This window comes from Vibrio sp. Vb1980, assembly GCF_033338615.1.
Classification (GTDB): Bacteria; Pseudomonadota; Gammaproteobacteria; order Enterobacterales; family Vibrionaceae; genus Vibrio; species Vibrio alginolyticus.
This window is the reverse complement of sequence record NZ_JAWOSZ010000003.1, coordinates 471313-488149: the sequence shown is the minus strand read 5'-3', so window position 1 is coordinate 488149 and position 16837 is coordinate 471313. Positions and strand designations below refer to the sequence as shown.

Here is a 16837-nt window from a genome sequence, read left to right as displayed (position 1 = left end):
CCAATCCAATACCATAAAAAATCATCCCACATAGGATATTCGCTGCAATCTTCCTCAATTTATGGTTAGAATCTTCCACAACAGCAACACAAATAACGACGAATATAATGAAAATCGGACTCTTTTACGGCTCAACGACCTGCTACACAGAAATGGCAGCAGAGAAAATTCGTACCCTTATTGGTGAAGACCTTGTCGACATTCACAATGTGAAAGAGACACCGTTATCACTAATGGCGGACTACGACTTATTACTCCTTGGCATCTCAACTTGGGATTTTGGTGAAATTCAAGAAGATTGGAACGCGATTTGGCAAGACATCGCGACCACACCACTGAAAGGCAAAGTTGTAGCGCTGTTTGGTCTGGGTGACCAAGAAGGTTACGGAGAGTGGTATTTAGATGCGATGGGCTTACTTCACGATGAATTACAAGCCACAGGCGCAACCTTTATCGGTTACTGGCCAAATGAAGGCTACGAATTTGAAGCATCGAAAGCATTGATCGAAGATGGCAGCAAGTTTGTTGGACTTGCGTTAGATGAAGACTCACAGTACGAACTGAGTGATGAACGCATCGAAAAATGGTGTGAACAAGTTCTTGTGGAATTCCACGACACGCTTTAATAGCGCAAACACGTCATCATTAAAAAGTAAAAAGCCCGATGAAGTAATTCATCGGGCTTTTTATTATCTTGATAACGCGAAGTGATTACGCGGTTTCTTGTGCTAGCTCTGGGCGAGGTTTCGCGATGAAGAACATGCACACGATAGCCGCAAATGTTGGAAGCACCCAACCCATGCCGACTTCGAATAGTGGCAACATGTTAAACGCAGAAACATCAATACCCGATACTTTTGCCGCATCAACCAACGCAAACAGCAGAGATACAAGCAGTACTGCACGGTAAGCAAAGCGTGGATTCGGCAGTTTGCTGCGCACAAATGTTAGTGCAACCAACGCAATCGCCACAGGGTACAGCGCAAACAATACTGGCACTGACAGAGAAATCAGCTGCGCAAGACCAACGTTTGCAACCAATGCACAAACAGAACCATTAATCAGTACCCATTGCTTGTATGACAGTGGTGTTTTCGAGCTGAAGAAATCTGAACACGCAGAAATCAAGCCAATCGCGGTTGTCAGACACGCTAGCAATACGATGACAGACAGAACGATTTGACCGTATGGACCAAACAACGCTTGAACGTATTGGCTAAGCACTAGGCCACCATTATCAGCACCAGCAGCAACAGTTGCACTCGTCGCACCTAAGTAAAATAGTGAGATGTAAACAAACGCAAGACCAGCAGCAGCAATACAACCTGCATAGATCAGATATTTAGTAGTTGCAGAGCGCTCAGTAATGCCTTTGCCGCGCAGTGCATCAACCATCAGCATACCAAACATCAATGACGCGAACGTATCCATTGTGTTGTAGCCTTCTAAGAAGCCTTTGGTCAGAGGCTGCGTTAGGTATTCACCGTGCGCGCCAATCATATCGCCCTGAGGATCAAGGAAGACAGCGACAGCAAGAATGATCAAACCAACAAACAATGCTGGTGTCAGTACTTTACCGATAAGATCGATCAAACGGCCTTGGAACCATGAGAACATCATCGCTGCGATAAAGAAGATCACTGAGAACGCTGTCAGATGCGTTTGTGACGCCTCAAGGAAGAAAGGTTTCACCGCCATCTCGTAAGCCACTAGGCCAGTACGAGGCGCTGCAAACGCAGGACCAATGATGATGAAAATCAGTGCAGCCATAAGAACTGCCGCTTTTTTCGGAAGATCTTGCGTCAAGTGATCCCAAGAACCACCAGCAACAGCAATAGCAACGATAGTAATAAGAGGTAGACCTACCGCTGTTAGCAAGAAACCAAACATAGCTGGCATTAAGTTTTCACCCGCTAACTGACCCGCTAGAGGTGGAAAGATAATATTGCCCGCACCTAAAAAGAACGCAAATAGCATAAAGCCTACTGCGATAATATCTGTTAGTTTTAACGTCTGCTTCACAGATAACCCTTGTCTTTTAATTAATGAATGTTGTGTATGCTTAGACCACTTTTTGTATACCTAAAGTCAATAAGTACACGTGGTTCAATCTATAAAATTTTCGCCGCATAATGACGAAAGACTCATCATTTGGCAACCTTTAAGAAAAAAACACCATATTAATTTAGTTTTCAAACTTAAAAGCAGTGGATATAACCAGATCCAAATAACAGACCAGTTCTTTATCTCGATCAATTAACAATACAATTTAATAACCAACAAAACAACAATCTATACAATTAATAAACAATAGAGCAATCCACTTAATTATTGAGCAAATATAAAACAATCATGAAGAACAAAAAACTGAAAACTAAAGGCTTCAATTTTAAGCAATTTTGTATTGAGGGCGGCGAGAGTGGTATGCCAGTCAGCACAGATGGGGTAATGCTTGGTGCTTGGATTCAAAGCCCTAACGACGCTAAAATTCTCGATATTGGCACTGGCACTGGCCTGCTTGCCCTGATGTGTGCTCAACGCTTTACAGAAGCTCAAATAACCGCGGTCGATATCGAATTAACAGCCGTTGCTGCCGCGCAAAAAAATATGGCCCAGTCTCCTTGGTCAGATCGTGTAAGTGTGCATCACACCGACATACTGCACTTTACGCCGACACATCCATTTCAACGCATCATTTGTAATCCGCCCTACTTCAACAGCGGCGAACAATCGAAACACAGTCAACGTGCAACCGCGAGGCACACTGATACGCTAGGCCATAACACATTGCTACAGCGTTGCTATCATTTGCTTGATGACGAAGGGAGGGCTAGTTTTGTGTTGCCAATCATCGAAGGCGAGCAGTTCATTGAGCTAGCATTAAACCAAGGTTGGTATCTATCGCGGATCTGTCGTGTGCAACCATCAGAAAAGAAACCAGTACACCGACTGTTATTTGAACTATCAAAACGACCTTGCGATTCGCAAACGTCACATTTAATTATCCGTTCAAATGACGGCTATAGTGATGATTTCATCCAGTTAACTCGCGAGTTTTATCTTAAGATGTGAAATAACATGTGATCCTTATCACCAATCACTTTATAATGTGCGACCTTTTTGTATTCTATGCTGTTGTGGCGAACCATTAACCAAGCTTTGCTTGTGGAGAACTCATTGTGATCAGAACCTTTGCTGAACTTGATCTAGACCAAAACCTACTTGAAGCCATTGAAGAGATGGGTTACGAACGCCCAACAAAAATTCAGGCAGAAGCGATTCCACAAGCGTTGGACGGTCGTGACATTCTAGCGTCAGCGCCAACAGGAACTGGTAAAACGGCCGCCTTCGTCCTGCCAGCATTGCAATACTTGCAAGACTTCCCTCGTCGTAAGCCTGGACCTGCGCGTATTTTGATCCTAACGCCTACTCGCGAACTGGCGATGCAAATTGCCGATCAAGCACGTGCTTTGGCAAAAAATACCAAACTCAACATTTTCACCATCACTGGTGGTGTTCAGTACCAAGAGCACGCCGACATCCTTGCAACAACGCAAGACATTGTGGTTGCGACACCTGGCCGTTTAAAAGAATACATTGATGCAGAACGTTTTGATTGTCGTGCAATCGAATGGTTAATCCTTGATGAAGCAGACCGTATGCTAGATATGGGTTTTGCTCCTACTGTCGATCGCCTATCTAACGAATGTCGCTGGCGTAAGCAAACCCTTCTGTTTTCAGCAACGTTAGAAGGGAAAGGCGTAGAAGGCTTTACCGCTGATCTGTTGAATGACCCTGCAGAGATCGACGCAAAATCACCGCTGCGTGAGCGTAAGAAAATTGCTCAGTGGTACCACCGTGCTGATGATGCAGAACACAAACTGGAATTACTAAAACACATTATTACTCAGCAGGCTGAGCGCACTATCGTCTTTTTAAAGACTCGTGAGCGTTTGGCTGAGCTACGAGCGCAGCTTGAAAGCGCACAGATTCCATGTTCTTGGATTCAAGGTGAAATGCCGCAAGATCGTCGTAACAATGCGATTTCTCGCTTCCGCGATGGAACTGTGAATGTGCTGCTCGCGACGGACGTTGCTGCGCGTGGTATCGATCTTCCGGATGTATCACACGTTATCAACTACGACATGCCGCGCACGGCTGATGTTTACCTTCACCGTATCGGCCGTACGGCTCGCGCAGGTAAGAAAGGTAACGCTATCTCAATCGTAGAAGCACACGACCAACCAATGATGGATCGCGTTGCACGTTACGTGAAAGAAGACATCAAAGAGCGTTTCGTGAAAGAGATGCGTCCTAAACACAAAAAGCCTGTGTTTAAGAAGAAAAAGAAAAAAGACGACAAGAAAAAAGTAGCGAAAAAGAAAACCGCTAAGAAGAAGTAATCTTGTTGGGGCCAAGTAGCTCAAGCTAGAAAATAACAAAGGGTTGGCAATGCCAACCCTTTTTCGTTTGTGCTGATAGAGATTAACGTCGATTACGTCTCAATCAGCTTTATTTTTGCTCTTCGCGTTTAAATACTAACTCTGTTGGCGTCGATTCATCTTCCACAAAGTAGTAACCCGCCGTATCAAACTTAGCCAGGTCTGCTACGCTCTCAACACGGTTTTCAATGATGTAACGCGCCATCATACCGCGCGCTTTCTTCGCGTAAAAACTGATGACCTTGTATTGACCATTCTTACAATCTTTGAATACTGGCGTGATCACTTGCGCATCTAAATTCTTTGGCTTAACCGCTTTAAAGTATTCATTTGATGCAAGGTTGATAAGGACATTATCACCTTGAGCAGAAATCGCTTCGTTAAGCTTGTCCGTAATAACGTTGCCCCAAAACTGGTACAAGTTCGTACCCTTGTCGTTTGCAAGCTTGGTACCCATTTCAAGACGGTATGGCTGCATCAAATCAAGTGGTTTTAGTAAACCATAGAGACCCGATAGCATACGCAGATGATCTTGAGCATATTCGAAGTCCGCTTCAGATAAACTTTCGGCGTCTAGCCCTGTGTAAACGTCACCTTTAAATGCAAGAATGGCTTGTCGTGAGTTTTCCGTGGTAAACGTTTCACTCCACTCTTGGAATCGGCCCACATTTAAATCGGCAATCTTGTCGCTCACTTTCATTAAAGAGGCAACATCAGCAGGAGTCAGTTTGCGGCATACATCGATAAGCTCTTTTGAGTATTCGACCAACTCAGGTTGAGTAAATTTTTCTGTCGCTAACGGAGACTCGTAATCAAGAGTCTTCGCTGGAGAAACTACGATAAGCATGACTTTCCCTTCTCTAATTTTGTTTTTAATAGGGTACAAAAAAAGCCATGCATTGTCTGCATGGCTTTTTACATCGTACTAATAGCTTTCAACTATGAGTGATAGCTCACTTAGTCTTTTTTATCGTTGTACCAAATGCCTTCTTCAAGCTGAGATTTCAGCTCTGGGAAGTCATTCGCATCAAATGTTGGCACTTTGCCTTCACCAAGCTGGCGGTTGTAATCTTTTGCCAGTTTAATCACGATGCCAGATAGCAAGATGATCGCCACCAAGTTGACTATCGCCATCAGACCCATAGAGACGTCAGCAAGCGACCATACGACTGGTAACGAAGCTAGTGCACCAAACATCACCATACCAAGAACAATAACGCGGAAAATGCTTAAGCCCGCTTTATGATTGTGCTCTAGGAAGATTAAGTTCGTTTCAGCATACGAGTAATTTGCAATGATTGAAGTAAACGCAAAGAAGAAGATTGCCACAGCAACAAAGATGCCGCCCCAATCGCCAACTTGTGAGCTCAATGCACGCTGAGTTAGCTCGATACCCGTCACTTCTGTTGCTTGACCGACATACTCACCAGACATCAGGATGATAGCCACTGTTGCAGAACAGATAACGATCGTATCCATGAACACGCCTAGCATCTGTACGTAACCTTGAGACGCTGGGTGTGGTGGGTAAGGTGTTGCTGAAGCTGCCGCGTTAGGTGCAGAACCCATACCTGCTTCATTCGAGAATAGACCGCGCTTGATACCGTTAATCATTGCCTGTGCAATTGCGTAGCCAAGACCACCTGCTGCTGCTTCTTGCAGACCAAATGCACTCTTAAAGATAAGCATCAATACATCAGGTAATTTCTCTAGGTTAGAGAACATGATGAACAGCGCTAGGGCTAGATAAAGTAGTGCCATGATCGGAACGATCATCTCAGCAACTCTTGCGATACGCTTGATGCCACCGAAAATAACAATTGCAGACAGTAAAACAACGGCAATACCGACATACAGGTTATTCCAACCAAATGCGTTGCTCATTGCATTGGCAATTGAGTTAGCTTGTACGGCGTTGAATACCAAACCAAAAGCGATGATTAGGAAAACTGAGAACAACACGCCCATCCAACGCATGCCCAGGCCTTTTTCCATGTAGTAGGCAGGGCCACCACGGTAGTTGCCATCATCATCTTTGGTTTTGTATAGCTGCGCCAGTGTGCTCTCAGCAAACGATGTTGCCATACCAAGCATTGCAATCAGCCACATCCAGAAGATCGCACCAGGACCACCCGCAGTCAATGCAACTGCAACGCCCGCCATGTTACCTGTACCAACACGTGCAGCAAGACTAGTACAAAGCGCTTGGAAAGAGGAAATACCAGCTTTGTCTGCTTTACGGCTGTTCTTAAGAACAGAGAACATGTGGCCGAAATGGCGGAACTGAATGAACCCTAATCGAACGGTGAAGTAAATACCAACACCAACAAGAAGATAAACCAGAATCGAGCCCCAGAGGAGATCGTTCATCAAATTGATTAAGTCTGTCATGTGTACCTCAAAGTGAGTTGCGCCAGTCTATGCGTCCTAGCCATCCACCAAATTGCCTGCTAAGTGTCAAAGTGTGCTTAGCTTTTTAAGTAATGTTTATGGGCAATCTAGAATCGTAAACGTCGCTTCATGCATCCATTTTACGTACCAGCGTATTTTTTGACGGGCGGATAATGCAACCTAGGAGCGCAAAAATCAATATGCAATAATAAGAATAACATTGTTATTTTTCACTATAAAGTCACCAAAAAATAACATAAATAGAAGACTTAACACTCAAACTGCGCAACATTTCAATTACCAAACACCAACATAAATAATTATTCTTCATTAAATGGAATGGTAAACCGTATAAACAAGAACAAGCTAGTATTCACAAGGTGTTACATAAATTTACGCTAGTGACTTACCATCTAATTGAACACTATTTCATCAAACTGATTTTATGCAACTTTAACCTTTGCGCAGTGCACCCATTCATCAAATCGAATTAACATAGAAAATCTCTCTATTTAATCGTTTTCTTGAGATCGTTTGTGCATTTTTTATCCACATCGTTGCAATAAAAAGTGTGATTTTGAGAATATTTTTGCACGAAAATGTCATGCTACCGACACAAATGCGAAATATATCATGGTTATTCTCACGGCTATTGTGGTACTTAAAAAACTCCACAAGGACTGGTTACAACAGTTTAGCTTAAGAAAGGTAAAGGTGGCTTATGGAAGGCTTTCAACTAGATGACATTTTTAATCTGGATACTACCTCAACAACCAAATCTCGTGCCAAACCAGTAAAGCGAAAGTGGCGTGAAATAGAAGAGATGAACGACAGACGCAATTTGCTTAAAGAGCTGCGCGAACTTGATGTCTGTACCGATTATAACTTGGAAGACATTAAACTCTAATTCAAACAAAAGGCACCTTACGGGTGCCTTTTGTTTTTTGTTTACAGTGACCGTAAACACCGTGAGTTTATGTATCAAGGTTTAAGTATGAATACCATTATTACTCAATGAGAATCTTCCGTACTTTTTGCCGAAAAATATGCACACGAAATTTTCGGTTGATTCCCAATAAATAAGAAATGTATCTCACAAACCCGAGATACGACTTTCGCTCGCTCAGGTTTCATCATTCAGTCTTAAACATACTCAGTATCACTTTGACGAACACGTTCGGCCAACTGCTTATAACGATCAGCAATCGTGTCACCAAACACAGGGTCATCCTCACTGACGCTCCATAAGCTCTCGACATGCTGCCAATCTTCTGTGGTAAATAACTCTTCAATGAGAGGCAAAATTTTTCGCTCTTCTAGCTCCAAGTGGTGCCTTTGCGATTCTATGAAATCTTCTAGGTGAGCGACAAACATGTCTTGTGGCACAACAGCATCCTGAAGGATCATCTCTATCACGGATGAAAACTCTCTGGTTTTACTCGCTAACTCTAGATGTTCTTTCTCTAAATTTTCCATGGTTTGTTGCTTACCATAGTGTTCAAGAAAGTGGTGATAGAGGATATCTTCTTTCGGGTGGTGTACTTTCTCCGAATGATTAGAGAGGTAATCAACAATCTCGCTTACTAACGCATAGTTGATTACACGTTCTTTTTTTATCTCATTAAGCTTATGGCGCAGTATCGCCAACAGACGAACCATATAACCATGTTCGCGTCGAATTCTTTCGATCATCATAGCGTCTCTCCTTAACACCTACTTTTAGTAAGTGTACATGAGAAATTTACTATCAGCCTCGAGCGTGCTCAAAAAAACAGCGATCATAGCATCCATGATCGCTGTCTCTTCATTTATACCGTTAATGGCAAATGCCAGTTAATTGGTGCTTTTTCTTGTGATGTAAGCAACTGGTTTGCTTGAGAGAAATGCTTACAACCGAAAAAGCCTCGATGTGCCGATAACGGCGATGGATGCGGTGCTGCCAAGACATGGTGTTTATTGCGATCGATAAAACGACCTTTCTTCTGTGCATGTGAACCCCACAGCAGGAACACTACACCTTCTTGATGCTGATTAATGGCTTCAATCACTCGATCAGTAAACGTTTCCCAACCTGTCTTTGAATGTGAATGCGCTTTACCTTGCTCCACCGTTAATACCGTATTGAGTAACAATACGCCTTGTTCAGCCCAGCTTTGCAAAAAACCATGCTGAGGGATTTGGAAACCTTCAATATCTTGCGCCAGCTCTTTATACATATTAACCAGTGACGGTGGCGTTTTAATACCAGGAAGTACAGAGAAACACAGGCCATGCGCCTGATTTGGGCCGTGGTATGGGTCTTGTCCTAGAATCACGACCTTAACGTCTTTGAACTCGGTAAAACGAAACGCGTTAAAGACATCTTTTGCGGGAGGAAAAATAGCTTTGCCTGCGGCGCGTTCGGCTTCAACAAAATTCAAGGTGTCTACAAAGTAGCTCTGCTTTTTCTCTTCGCCGATCACATCGTGCCAAGTGGGTGACTGATTCATGGAAAGTTCCTGTCCTAAATTTTGCTTCTATTCTAACGAGCGAAACTCAAACAAACAAAAACTTACCACGAACTTGAGACAAGTAATAAAAGACTAATGCTTCTGTGGCGTTCGAAAATGCCCCTGTCCGGTAATGTGACGATTAGGCATCGGTAAGCGAAGCACGCGACGAGTGTAAGCATAAGGAGTAAAAGAGAGTGGTCGAGACATGTTGGCATCCTTCTTTGCTAATTCAGAGATTGATGTTCAGTGACTAAGAAAGAAAGGTGCCAACTTTGTGGTTACGCCATTAACTGTCAATGGCCGCTAAATGGAATTGACGCAACGTGTTGATCTCTTGCTGCCAAATATCTGGATCAATTGTTTCTAAAATCAGAGGGATACCATCAAAACGAGGGTCTTTCGCGATGTACTCAAAGCAATCCCACCCGATCTCTCCTTTACCAAGAGAATGGTGGCGATCTACTTTGCTGGCAAACTCTACTTTTGAATCATTTAGATGCATTGCTCTTAAATAGTGCATACCTACGATACGGTCGAACTCTGCAAAGGTGCGCTCGCAATCTTCTTTTGTACGTAAGTCATAACCAGCCGTAAAGGTATGGCAGGTATCAATACAAACGCCGACACGATCTTTATCTTCCACTTGCTCGATGATTTCAGCAAGGTGCTCAAACTTCCAGCCTAAGTTAGTGCCTTGACCTGCCGTATTCTCGATAACAGCGATCACATTCGGCACCGCTTTATGCGCAAGATTGATCGACTCGGCGATCGTCGCGAGACACCCCTGTTCAGAGACTTTCTTTAGGTGACTACCCGGATGGAAGTTAAGCAAAGTCAGCCCCAACTGATTACAACGCTCCATTTCATCAATAAATGCCGCGCGGGATTTATTCAGCTTTTCTTCTTCCGGCGCACCCAAGTTAATCAGATAAGAATCATGGGGAAGAATATGTTCTGCTCCGAAACCCAGCATTTTACAGTTCGCTTTAAACGCACTGATGGTTTTTGCTTCTAAAGGCTTCGCCACCCACTGGCGTTGGTTTTTTGTAAATAGTGCGAATGCATTCGCGCCAATTTCACGAGCTCTCAACGGAGCTTGATCGACCCCACCAGCAGCAGAGACATGTGCACCAATGAGTTTATTCCCAAGCTTGTTTTTCATGTTTGTCATTTAATCACTTTAGACTTTCAGTATTGCTACCTAAATACAGATAGTTGCGTTAACCAGTTTAAACTTTAATCTCAATTTGTAGTAAATTTACAACAAAATCAGTTATTAAATATTTTTCATATTATCAAATAAATTGTAATTAGTTTGTTTTCAAAGGTTTTATTGATTTAACTCAATAAAATCACCTTAATAAAAATAATGTTTTTGGTTGTTTATTGACTTAAATCAATATTAAAATAGTGGATATTAGCTATATAATACTCAGCTCAACGAAAATTCGAAAATTAACACCAATAATCACCACGTAAGTGGTCTAGGAGATAGTGATGATCCAAGGTATCCAAATTACAAAAGCGGCAAACGACGACCTACTAAACTCTATCTGGCTATTAGATAGCGAAAAAAATGAAGCTCGCTGTGTTGCTGCAACTGCTGGCTACGAAGCAGACCAAGTTATCGCAATCAGCGACCTAGGTGAATACGAAAGCCGTGAAGTTGCAATCGAAACTGCTCCTCGTATCGAAGGCGGCCAACACCTAAACGTGAACGTGCTTAAACGCGAAACACTAGAAGATGCAGTTGCACACCCAGAGAAATACCCACAACTAACTATTCGTGTTTCTGGTTACGCAGTACGTTTTAACTCGCTAACTCCAGAGCAACAACGTGATGTAATCGCTCGTACTTTTACTGAGACTCTATAATCTCTCAGTAAACTAGCTCGCTAGAATTTAAAAAGCTTGGTCAGCAATGACCAAGCTTTTTTGTTTCAGAATCCTTCTAACCCCTTTCTATAATGGAAAGCAACTCGCCTCTAAGGTGCATTTCTTTGCGAAGGATCTTTCTGAAACGCTTGCGCTACAGAGGTTGGATCAAGCCTATCTCTTTGCAGTGACGCCCCTTCTGCCCACCAAATCAATTGATGCATAGTGCGATTCATATAGTTGTCCCACTGCGTCTGCTCCGACTCATCCTCAGCAACGCCCTGTTCATCAAACACTTCTTGCGCTTTCGGAATGTGGATCATCGCAGAGACAGGTAGACATCCAAGTTCAGATAAGAAGGTACGCATAGAAACGGCAGCTCTAACACCACCCCATTGTCCGGCAGAATAGGTCACGATAGCACTCGGCTTGTAAGAAAACAGCGAACTGCCGAAATGGTTAAGCGTGTTCGCCAGAGCAGGACTCATCGAATGGTTATATTCCGGGCTAACCATCACATACCCATCCGCATGTTTGATTTTGTCTGCCAGCTCACTTAGGTTCTGCGGAACTTTAGAGCGGTGATAAGCAAACTCGGGCTTAAACACATTACCAAAGTCGTAATTCAAAGGGTCGATGATTTCGACCGTATGTTGCGAATGTTGACTCGCGATGAGTTTTTCACACACTTTACTGACTCGCATTCCTAAACGGGCTGGTCGTGGTGGCGTGCTGTCTCTCACTGAGCCAAGAAAAATCAAAAAATGCATGCTTCTCTTTCCATCTCATTTAGTTAAGTTCGTTTCTCAATCATAAAGAGAGTCAAAACTTACCGACAATAAAAAAGGTGAATGATTACTCATTCACCTCTCGTTATTTCTGTTTTTGATACTTACTATACTTTGAAGCTTACTGCACGCGGCGCAGTACTTGTTTCAATGCGTCAAAGTCTGCGTCGAGCTCTTCCGATAGCAGCTCCATCGCAGCGTGCTTCGCTAGTGGCGCAGGAAGCTCGATATCGGATTCTAGAATATCATCCACGACTTCTTTGAACTTCGCAGGGTGAGCAGTACATAGGAACAGACCGGTTTCACCGTCTTGCAATTGTTCTTCAAGCACTCGGTAAGCAATCGCACCATGCGGTTCGCATAGGTAGCCTAGAGCATGTAAATCTTTCACTGACTGTGCGCTTTGCTCATCAGATACTGCGCCTTTACCTAACGTCTCCAAGCCCCACTCTTTCACGCGGCACAGCTCTTCAATACGAGGCCAGTTGTTTGGTTGGCTCACGTCCATCGCGTTCGATGTTGTTGCGACTGTTGGTTTTGGCTCCCACTTACCTGTTTCTAGGTAGCGAGGAACAGTGTCATTGGCATTAGTTGCCGCGATAAAGCGTTTGATAGGCAAGCCCAGCGCTTTTGCCAGTAGACCAGCAGTTAGGTTACCAAAGTTACCACTTGGTACTGATACCACTAGGTTTTCACGCTCTTGCTTGCTCATTTGCGCAGCTGCTTCAAAGTAGTAACAGATTTGCGCCATCAAACGGCTGATGTTGATTGAGTTTGCAGAGTTCAGACCGATCTCTTCACGCAGTGCTGAATCATCAAAAGCTTGCTTAACCAGTGCCTGACACGCATCGAAGTCGCCATCGATCGCGACAGTGTGAATGTTTTTACCAAGCGTACAGAATAACTTCTCTTGCAGTGGGCTGATTTTTCCTTTCGGGTAAAGAATCACAACATTGATGTCTTCCATACCGTAGAAAGCATGCGCAACGGCTGCGCCAGTATCGCCAGACGTTGCCGTCAGAATGGTGATCTTGCCGCCGTCCGAAACCGCAGCAAGAGATTGCGCCATAAAGCGACCACCAAAGTCTTTAAACGCAAGCGTTGGACCATGGAACAGTTCCAGTGCATAAACACCGTCTTTTACTTGGTTGATAGGCGCAGGGAATTGAAACGCAGCATCAACAAGGGCATTCACTTGCTCCTCTGTAAGTTCATCTCCAATTAACGCCGATAGAATCTTAGTGCTACGAGAGACAAAGTCTTCTGCAAGCAGCGCATCGATATCTTCAAATTTTGGTAATTCCGATGGAAAAAATAGACCTTGGTTACGGCCTAACCCTTGGCGAACGGCTTGGCCAAAGGAAACTTGTTCATCATTTTCTTTTATATTGTAAAGCTTCATAGCTCACTTCCTGTTACTTTCGAACCCTGCTTATCTAGACGACAAACGTGGACGAATCCTTCTTCGTTTTGTACGTAGTTTTGTTCTAACCAGCGAGCAACTCGCTCAGCGACATCTTTCTCTTTGCAAATACTGAACAGTGTCGGACCACTGCCAGAAATACCGGTTGCCAATGCACCCGCAGACGCTGCGTATTGACGTGCATTCGCAAAACCTGGAAGCAGTTTCTCACGATACGGTTCTGCGATCACGTCTTTGATCATTTTTGCAGCAAGTTCTGGCTGACCAGAATGACACGCATGAATAAAGCCCGCAAGGTGGCGACCATGAGCGATGATATCTTGTCGGCGGTATTGAGATGGTAGGATCTCACGCGCTTCCGCCGTTGATACCTTGATACCCGGATACGCCATCACCCAGTACCAATCATCAAAGCAAGGCACTTCTTGACTGATGATACCCAACTCTTCAAGCATCAGTTGCACACCACCAAGGTAACATGGCGCAACGTTGTCGTAGTGAATACCACCAGAGATCTTGCCTTCCATCTCTCCCATCAGCGCTAGTAATTCTGTCTCGTTAAGTGGCTGTCCATGGAATCGGTTCAATGCATCTAATGCAGCAACGATAGAACATGCACTTGAGCCTAAACCAGAGCCAATTGGCATGTTCTTTTCTAGCGTCATCTCAAGTGGTTTTAGCTCAACGCCTTTTTTGTCTAACTCACGAGCAAACACGAGCCAACAGTCGTAGACGATGTTCTCTTTTGGTTCAGTTGGCAATTTCTCAACAAAATCACCCGCCGTTTTAAGGCTGAACGGATCAGCCCCAGATTTCACCAATACACGGTCACCCAATAGTGTGCCATCCACTGGAGACACGGCAGCCCCCAGCACATCAAAGCCAACGCTTACATTACCAATTGATGCTGGGGCATAAACCACTACATCCATATCACTTGAACTCATTATTGTTATACCCCTAGTTTCCAACCTAAAGTACGCATCACGTCAGAAAATACACCCGCAGCCGTTACTTCGGTGCCTGCACCATAGCCACGTAACACTAGTGGGATTGGCTGATAGTAACGGCTGTAAAATGCCAGTGCGTTTTCACCGTCCTTGATTTTATACATTGGATCGTTTTCATCCACCGCTGCGATGCTTACTGTGCACTTGCCCTCATTAATTTCACCAACGTAGCGCAGTACTTTGCCCTCTTCCGCTGCCTTTGCAGATAATTCTTTAAAGTAGGCGTCTGCTTCAGGTAAACGCGCCATAAATTCATCAACGCTACCAGAATCATCAAAACCTGGTGGCAGTGCTTGATCAACCACAACGTCTTCTAGTTCTAGAGACATGCCTGCTTCACGAGCTAGGATCAGAAGCTTACGCGCGACATCCATACCAGAAAGATCATCACGAGGATCCGGTTCAGTAAAACCATTTTCTTTTGCGATATTAGTTGCTTCACTTAGGCTCATACCTTCATCTAACTTACCGAAGATGTATGACAGAGAGCCAGAAAGAATACCGCTAAAGCGCTCTAGCTCATCACCCGCTGAGATTAGGTTTTGCAGGTTTTCGATTACCGGTAGACCCGCCCCCACAGTTGTTTCGTACATCAGCTTGCGACGAGAGCTGCGCGCAACATCGCGAAGCTGATGGTAGTAAGCCATGCTTGCTGTGTTTGCTTTTTTATTTGGTGTAACGACATGGAAACCAGCAGCTAAGAAATCAGCGTATTGATTCGCGATATCTTCACTTGATGTACAGTCAACCAATACTGGGTTGATGATGTGGTTACGTTGAACCAAAGAAATCAAACGCGCTAGGCTGAACTCTTCTGTCGCAGCCGACATACGATCACGCCAATGATCGAGTGGCAGACCTTCACTATCAAGCAGAAGACCTTTGCTGTTTGCCAAGCCACACACGCGAATAACGATGCCTTTTTCCGCAAGCTTCGCCTGTTGACGCTCGATCTGATCCACCAGCTCACCACCAACGCCGCCAATACCAACCACGAATACGTCTAAGAAGTGCTTAGAGTTGAATAGGTTCTCGTGACACGCTTTGATCGCTTCAGAGATTTTATCTTCAGGAATCACGGCTGAGATAGCACGCTCAGATGAGCCCTGTGCGATGGCTACAATGTTTACGTTCACTTCAGCAAGAGATGAGAAGAAGCGAGATGCAACACCGCGCGATGTACGCATGCCGTCACCAACCAACGTTATGATTGAAACATTATCAATAAACTCGACCGGCTCTAATAAGCTATCTTTCAGTTCCAACTCAAACGCATCGGCCAGTACTTGTTGCGCTTTTGCTTTATCTTCTGCCTCAATACAGAAGCTAATGCTGTACTCAGAAGAAGACTGAGTAATAAGAACAATAGACACACCAGCGGAAGACATTGCGCCAAATACGCGGCTTGCCATGCCAACCATACCCTTCATACCTGGGCCGGAGACGTTAACCATAGTTAGGTCGTTTAGCGTCGTGATACCTTTGATCGCCAGATTGTCTTCACCAGTGTCTTGCCCAATCAGAGTTCCTGCACCTTGTGGGTTAAAGCTGTTTTTGATCAGACATGGGATGTGGAACTGCGCGATAGGAGCAATGGTCTTCGGATGCAAAACGGAAGCACCGAAGTAAGAAAGCTCCATTGCTTCTTGGTAGCTAAGAGATTTAAGTAAGCGAGCATCTTCCACTAAACGAGGGTCGCAGTTGTATACACCGTCTACATCAGTCCAGATCTCACAACAATCTGCGCGCAGACACGCCGCAAGAACCGCCGCCGAATAATCAGAGCCATTGCGACCAAGTGTTACCAATTCACCTTTCTCGTTACCTGCGGTAAAGCCTGGCATGATGTTCACATGGCCCTGAGGAAGAGGGTTTTGGCGGAAGTTTTGCGTTGAAACATCTACATCAACCATGGCTTCAAGGTGATCACCTTTTGCGTATAGGTATTCAACTGGGTCGATAAGATGTGCTGGCTGGCCTTTGGCTTCTAACACCGCTTTCATCAATTGAATCGAAACGCGTTCGCCTTTGCTAATAATACGTGCATTAACATTGTTTGGGCACATGCCAAGAAGATTGATGCCATGAACGAATTGGCGTAATTGAGAGAGAGAAGTTTTCACTTGGTTATCGAAAGCTGAACCATCGATATTGGGTAGTACTGCTTGGACTTGAGTGAAGAGCGTTTTAAACGACTCCTCCAACTCTTTGATTTGTAGTTCTGCTTCACCATTGCGCAATGCGCCTTCAATGACCGCAACCAATTTGTTTGTTGTTTTACCAGGAGCGGAAAGAACAACCGCCACTTCTTCTTGTTGAGCGTTATTGGCAATAATGTCTGCCGCTCTCAAAAAGCGATCTGCATCAGCTAGTGATGATCCGCCAAACTTCAATACTCGCATCCCTTCCTCCGGTA

At 44.3% G+C, this 16837-nt stretch carries 15 protein-coding genes; 5 read left to right on the top strand and 10 right to left on the bottom strand.

Features of this window, described 5'->3' with window-relative positions:
* Positions 1 to 107 precede the first annotated feature (107 nt).
* Positions 108 to 626 (top strand): flavodoxin FldB, encoded by a 519-nt coding sequence (gene fldB, locus R7F64_RS08630; protein WP_005381790.1) that lies wholly within the window; start codon positions 108 to 110, stop codon positions 624 to 626.
* A gap of 85 nt (positions 627 to 711) precedes the next feature.
* Here fldB and brnQ read toward each other — a convergent pair whose 3' ends face one another.
* The gene (gene brnQ / locus R7F64_RS08625) at positions 712 to 2022 is read right to left on the bottom strand and encodes a branched-chain amino acid transport system II carrier protein (RefSeq protein WP_005381792.1); all 1311 of its coding nucleotides are present in this window, start codon (positions 2020 to 2022) and stop codon (positions 712 to 714) included.
* 330 nt (positions 2023 to 2352) lie between these two features.
* Here brnQ and R7F64_RS08620 point away from each other — a divergent pair, with 330 nt between their 5' ends.
* Together R7F64_RS08620 and srmB are read left to right on the top strand one after the other, a co-directional pair.
* Positions 2353 to 3072 (top strand): tRNA1(Val) (adenine(37)-N6)-methyltransferase, encoded by a 720-nt coding sequence (locus R7F64_RS08620; RefSeq protein ID WP_318071603.1) that lies wholly within the window; start codon positions 2353 to 2355, stop codon positions 3070 to 3072.
* Between the two features lie 107 nt (positions 3073 to 3179).
* The gene (srmB, locus tag R7F64_RS08615; protein ID WP_005381797.1) at positions 3180 to 4403 is read left to right on the top strand and encodes an ATP-dependent RNA helicase SrmB; all 1224 of its coding nucleotides are present in this window, start codon (positions 3180 to 3182) and stop codon (positions 4401 to 4403) included.
* Between the two features lie 109 nt (positions 4404 to 4512).
* Here the strand turns inward: srmB and yaaA are convergent, their stop codons facing one another.
* Complete coding sequence (gene yaaA / locus R7F64_RS08610) at positions 4513 to 5289, bottom strand: peroxide stress protein YaaA (RefSeq protein ID WP_005381798.1); 777 nt, start codon at positions 5287 to 5289, stop codon at positions 4513 to 4515.
* A 110-nt stretch (positions 5290 to 5399) separates the two neighbouring features.
* Entirely contained in the window at positions 5400 to 6833 is a 1434-nt protein-coding gene (locus R7F64_RS08605) for an alanine/glycine:cation symporter family protein (RefSeq protein ID WP_005381800.1), read from the bottom strand.
* A gap of 721 nt (positions 6834 to 7554) precedes the next feature.
* On the opposite strand from R7F64_RS08605, the gene R7F64_RS08600 reads away from it, so the two are divergent.
* Positions 7555 to 7740 carry a DUF3545 family protein gene (locus R7F64_RS08600; protein WP_005381805.1) on the top strand — a complete coding sequence of 62 codons (186 nt, stop codon included), beginning with the start codon at positions 7555 to 7557 and terminating at the stop codon, positions 7738 to 7740.
* Between the two features lie 236 nt (positions 7741 to 7976).
* Here R7F64_RS08600 and R7F64_RS08595 read toward each other — a convergent pair whose 3' ends face one another.
* The 3 genes from R7F64_RS08595 to nfo all read right to left on the bottom strand — a co-directional run bounded on the left by R7F64_RS08595 (position 7977) and on the right by nfo (position 10496).
* Entirely contained in the window at positions 7977 to 8528 is a 552-nt protein-coding gene (locus R7F64_RS08595) for a hemerythrin domain-containing protein (RefSeq protein WP_005381807.1), read from the bottom strand.
* Positions 8529 to 8641: 113 nt separating this feature from the next.
* Positions 8642 to 9322, bottom strand: coding sequence for a uracil-DNA glycosylase (ung, locus tag R7F64_RS08590; RefSeq protein WP_005382846.1), 681 nt, complete (start codon positions 9320 to 9322; stop codon positions 8642 to 8644).
* A gap of 289 nt (positions 9323 to 9611) precedes the next feature.
* Positions 9612 to 10496: a deoxyribonuclease IV gene (gene nfo / locus R7F64_RS08585; RefSeq protein WP_213886491.1), complete on the bottom strand. Its 885-nt coding sequence runs from the start codon at positions 10494 to 10496 to the stop codon at positions 9612 to 9614.
* Between the two features lie 326 nt (positions 10497 to 10822).
* Here nfo and grcA point away from each other — a divergent pair, with 326 nt between their 5' ends.
* Positions 10823 to 11200, top strand: a complete 378-nt coding sequence (gene grcA / locus R7F64_RS08580) for an autonomous glycyl radical cofactor GrcA (protein WP_005381814.1) — start codon at positions 10823 to 10825, stop codon at positions 11198 to 11200.
* A gap of 110 nt (positions 11201 to 11310) precedes the next feature.
* Here grcA and R7F64_RS08575 read toward each other — a convergent pair whose 3' ends face one another.
* From R7F64_RS08575 to thrA, 4 genes are all read right to left on the bottom strand, one after another.
* Complete coding sequence (locus R7F64_RS08575; protein WP_318071602.1) at positions 11311 to 11970, bottom strand: NAD(P)H-dependent oxidoreductase; 660 nt, start codon at positions 11968 to 11970, stop codon at positions 11311 to 11313.
* A 139-nt stretch (positions 11971 to 12109) separates the two neighbouring features.
* Positions 12110 to 13390 (bottom strand): threonine synthase, encoded by a 1281-nt coding sequence (gene thrC, locus R7F64_RS08570; protein WP_005381818.1) that lies wholly within the window; start codon positions 13388 to 13390, stop codon positions 12110 to 12112.
* Complete coding sequence (thrB, locus tag R7F64_RS08565; RefSeq protein WP_017635074.1) at positions 13387 to 14343, bottom strand: homoserine kinase; 957 nt, start codon at positions 14341 to 14343, stop codon at positions 13387 to 13389. The genes thrC and thrB overlap by 4 nt, the downstream gene beginning before the upstream one ends.
* Positions 14344 to 14363: 20 nt before the next feature.
* A complete protein-coding gene (gene thrA / locus R7F64_RS08560) occupies positions 14364 to 16823 on the bottom strand; it encodes a bifunctional aspartate kinase/homoserine dehydrogenase I (protein WP_258644975.1) in 2460 nt (819 codons plus the stop codon).
* Between the last annotated feature and the right edge of the window lie 14 nt (positions 16824 to 16837).

Excerpts from the sequence above, each read along its gene's own strand:
- R7F64_RS08600 (WP_005381805.1), top strand. The coding sequence starts at position 7,555 with ATGGAAGGCTTTCAACTAGATGACATTTTTAATCTGGATACTACCTCA.
- yaaA (WP_005381798.1), bottom strand. The coding sequence starts at position 5,289 with ATGCTTATCGTAGTTTCTCCAGCGAAGACTCTTGATTACGAGTCTCCG.
- R7F64_RS08595 (WP_005381807.1), bottom strand. The coding sequence starts at position 8,528 with ATGATGATCGAAAGAATTCGACGCGAACATGGTTATATGGTTCGTCTG.
- R7F64_RS08575 (WP_318071602.1), bottom strand. The coding sequence starts at position 11,970 with ATGCATTTTTTGATTTTTCTTGGCTCAGTGAGAGACAGCACGCCACCA.
- fldB (WP_005381790.1), top strand. The coding sequence starts at position 108 with ATGAAAATCGGACTCTTTTACGGCTCAACGACCTGCTACACAGAAATG.
- thrB (WP_017635074.1), bottom strand. The coding sequence starts at position 14,343 with ATGGATGTAGTGGTTTATGCCCCAGCATCAATTGGTAATGTAAGCGTT.
- nfo (WP_213886491.1), bottom strand. The coding sequence starts at position 10,496 with ATGACAAACATGAAAAACAAGCTTGGGAATAAACTCATTGGTGCACAT.
- ung (WP_005382846.1), bottom strand. The coding sequence starts at position 9,322 with ATGAATCAGTCACCCACTTGGCACGATGTGATCGGCGAAGAGAAAAAG.
- R7F64_RS08605 (WP_005381800.1), bottom strand. The coding sequence starts at position 6,833 with ATGACAGACTTAATCAATTTGATGAACGATCTCCTCTGGGGCTCGATT.
- R7F64_RS08620 (WP_318071603.1), top strand. The coding sequence starts at position 2,353 with ATGAAGAACAAAAAACTGAAAACTAAAGGCTTCAATTTTAAGCAATTT.
- thrA (WP_258644975.1), bottom strand. The coding sequence starts at position 16,823 with ATGCGAGTATTGAAGTTTGGCGGATCATCACTAGCTGATGCAGATCGC.
- thrC (WP_005381818.1), bottom strand. The coding sequence starts at position 13,390 with ATGAAGCTTTACAATATAAAAGAAAATGATGAACAAGTTTCCTTTGGC.
- grcA (WP_005381814.1), top strand. The coding sequence starts at position 10,823 with ATGATCCAAGGTATCCAAATTACAAAAGCGGCAAACGACGACCTACTA.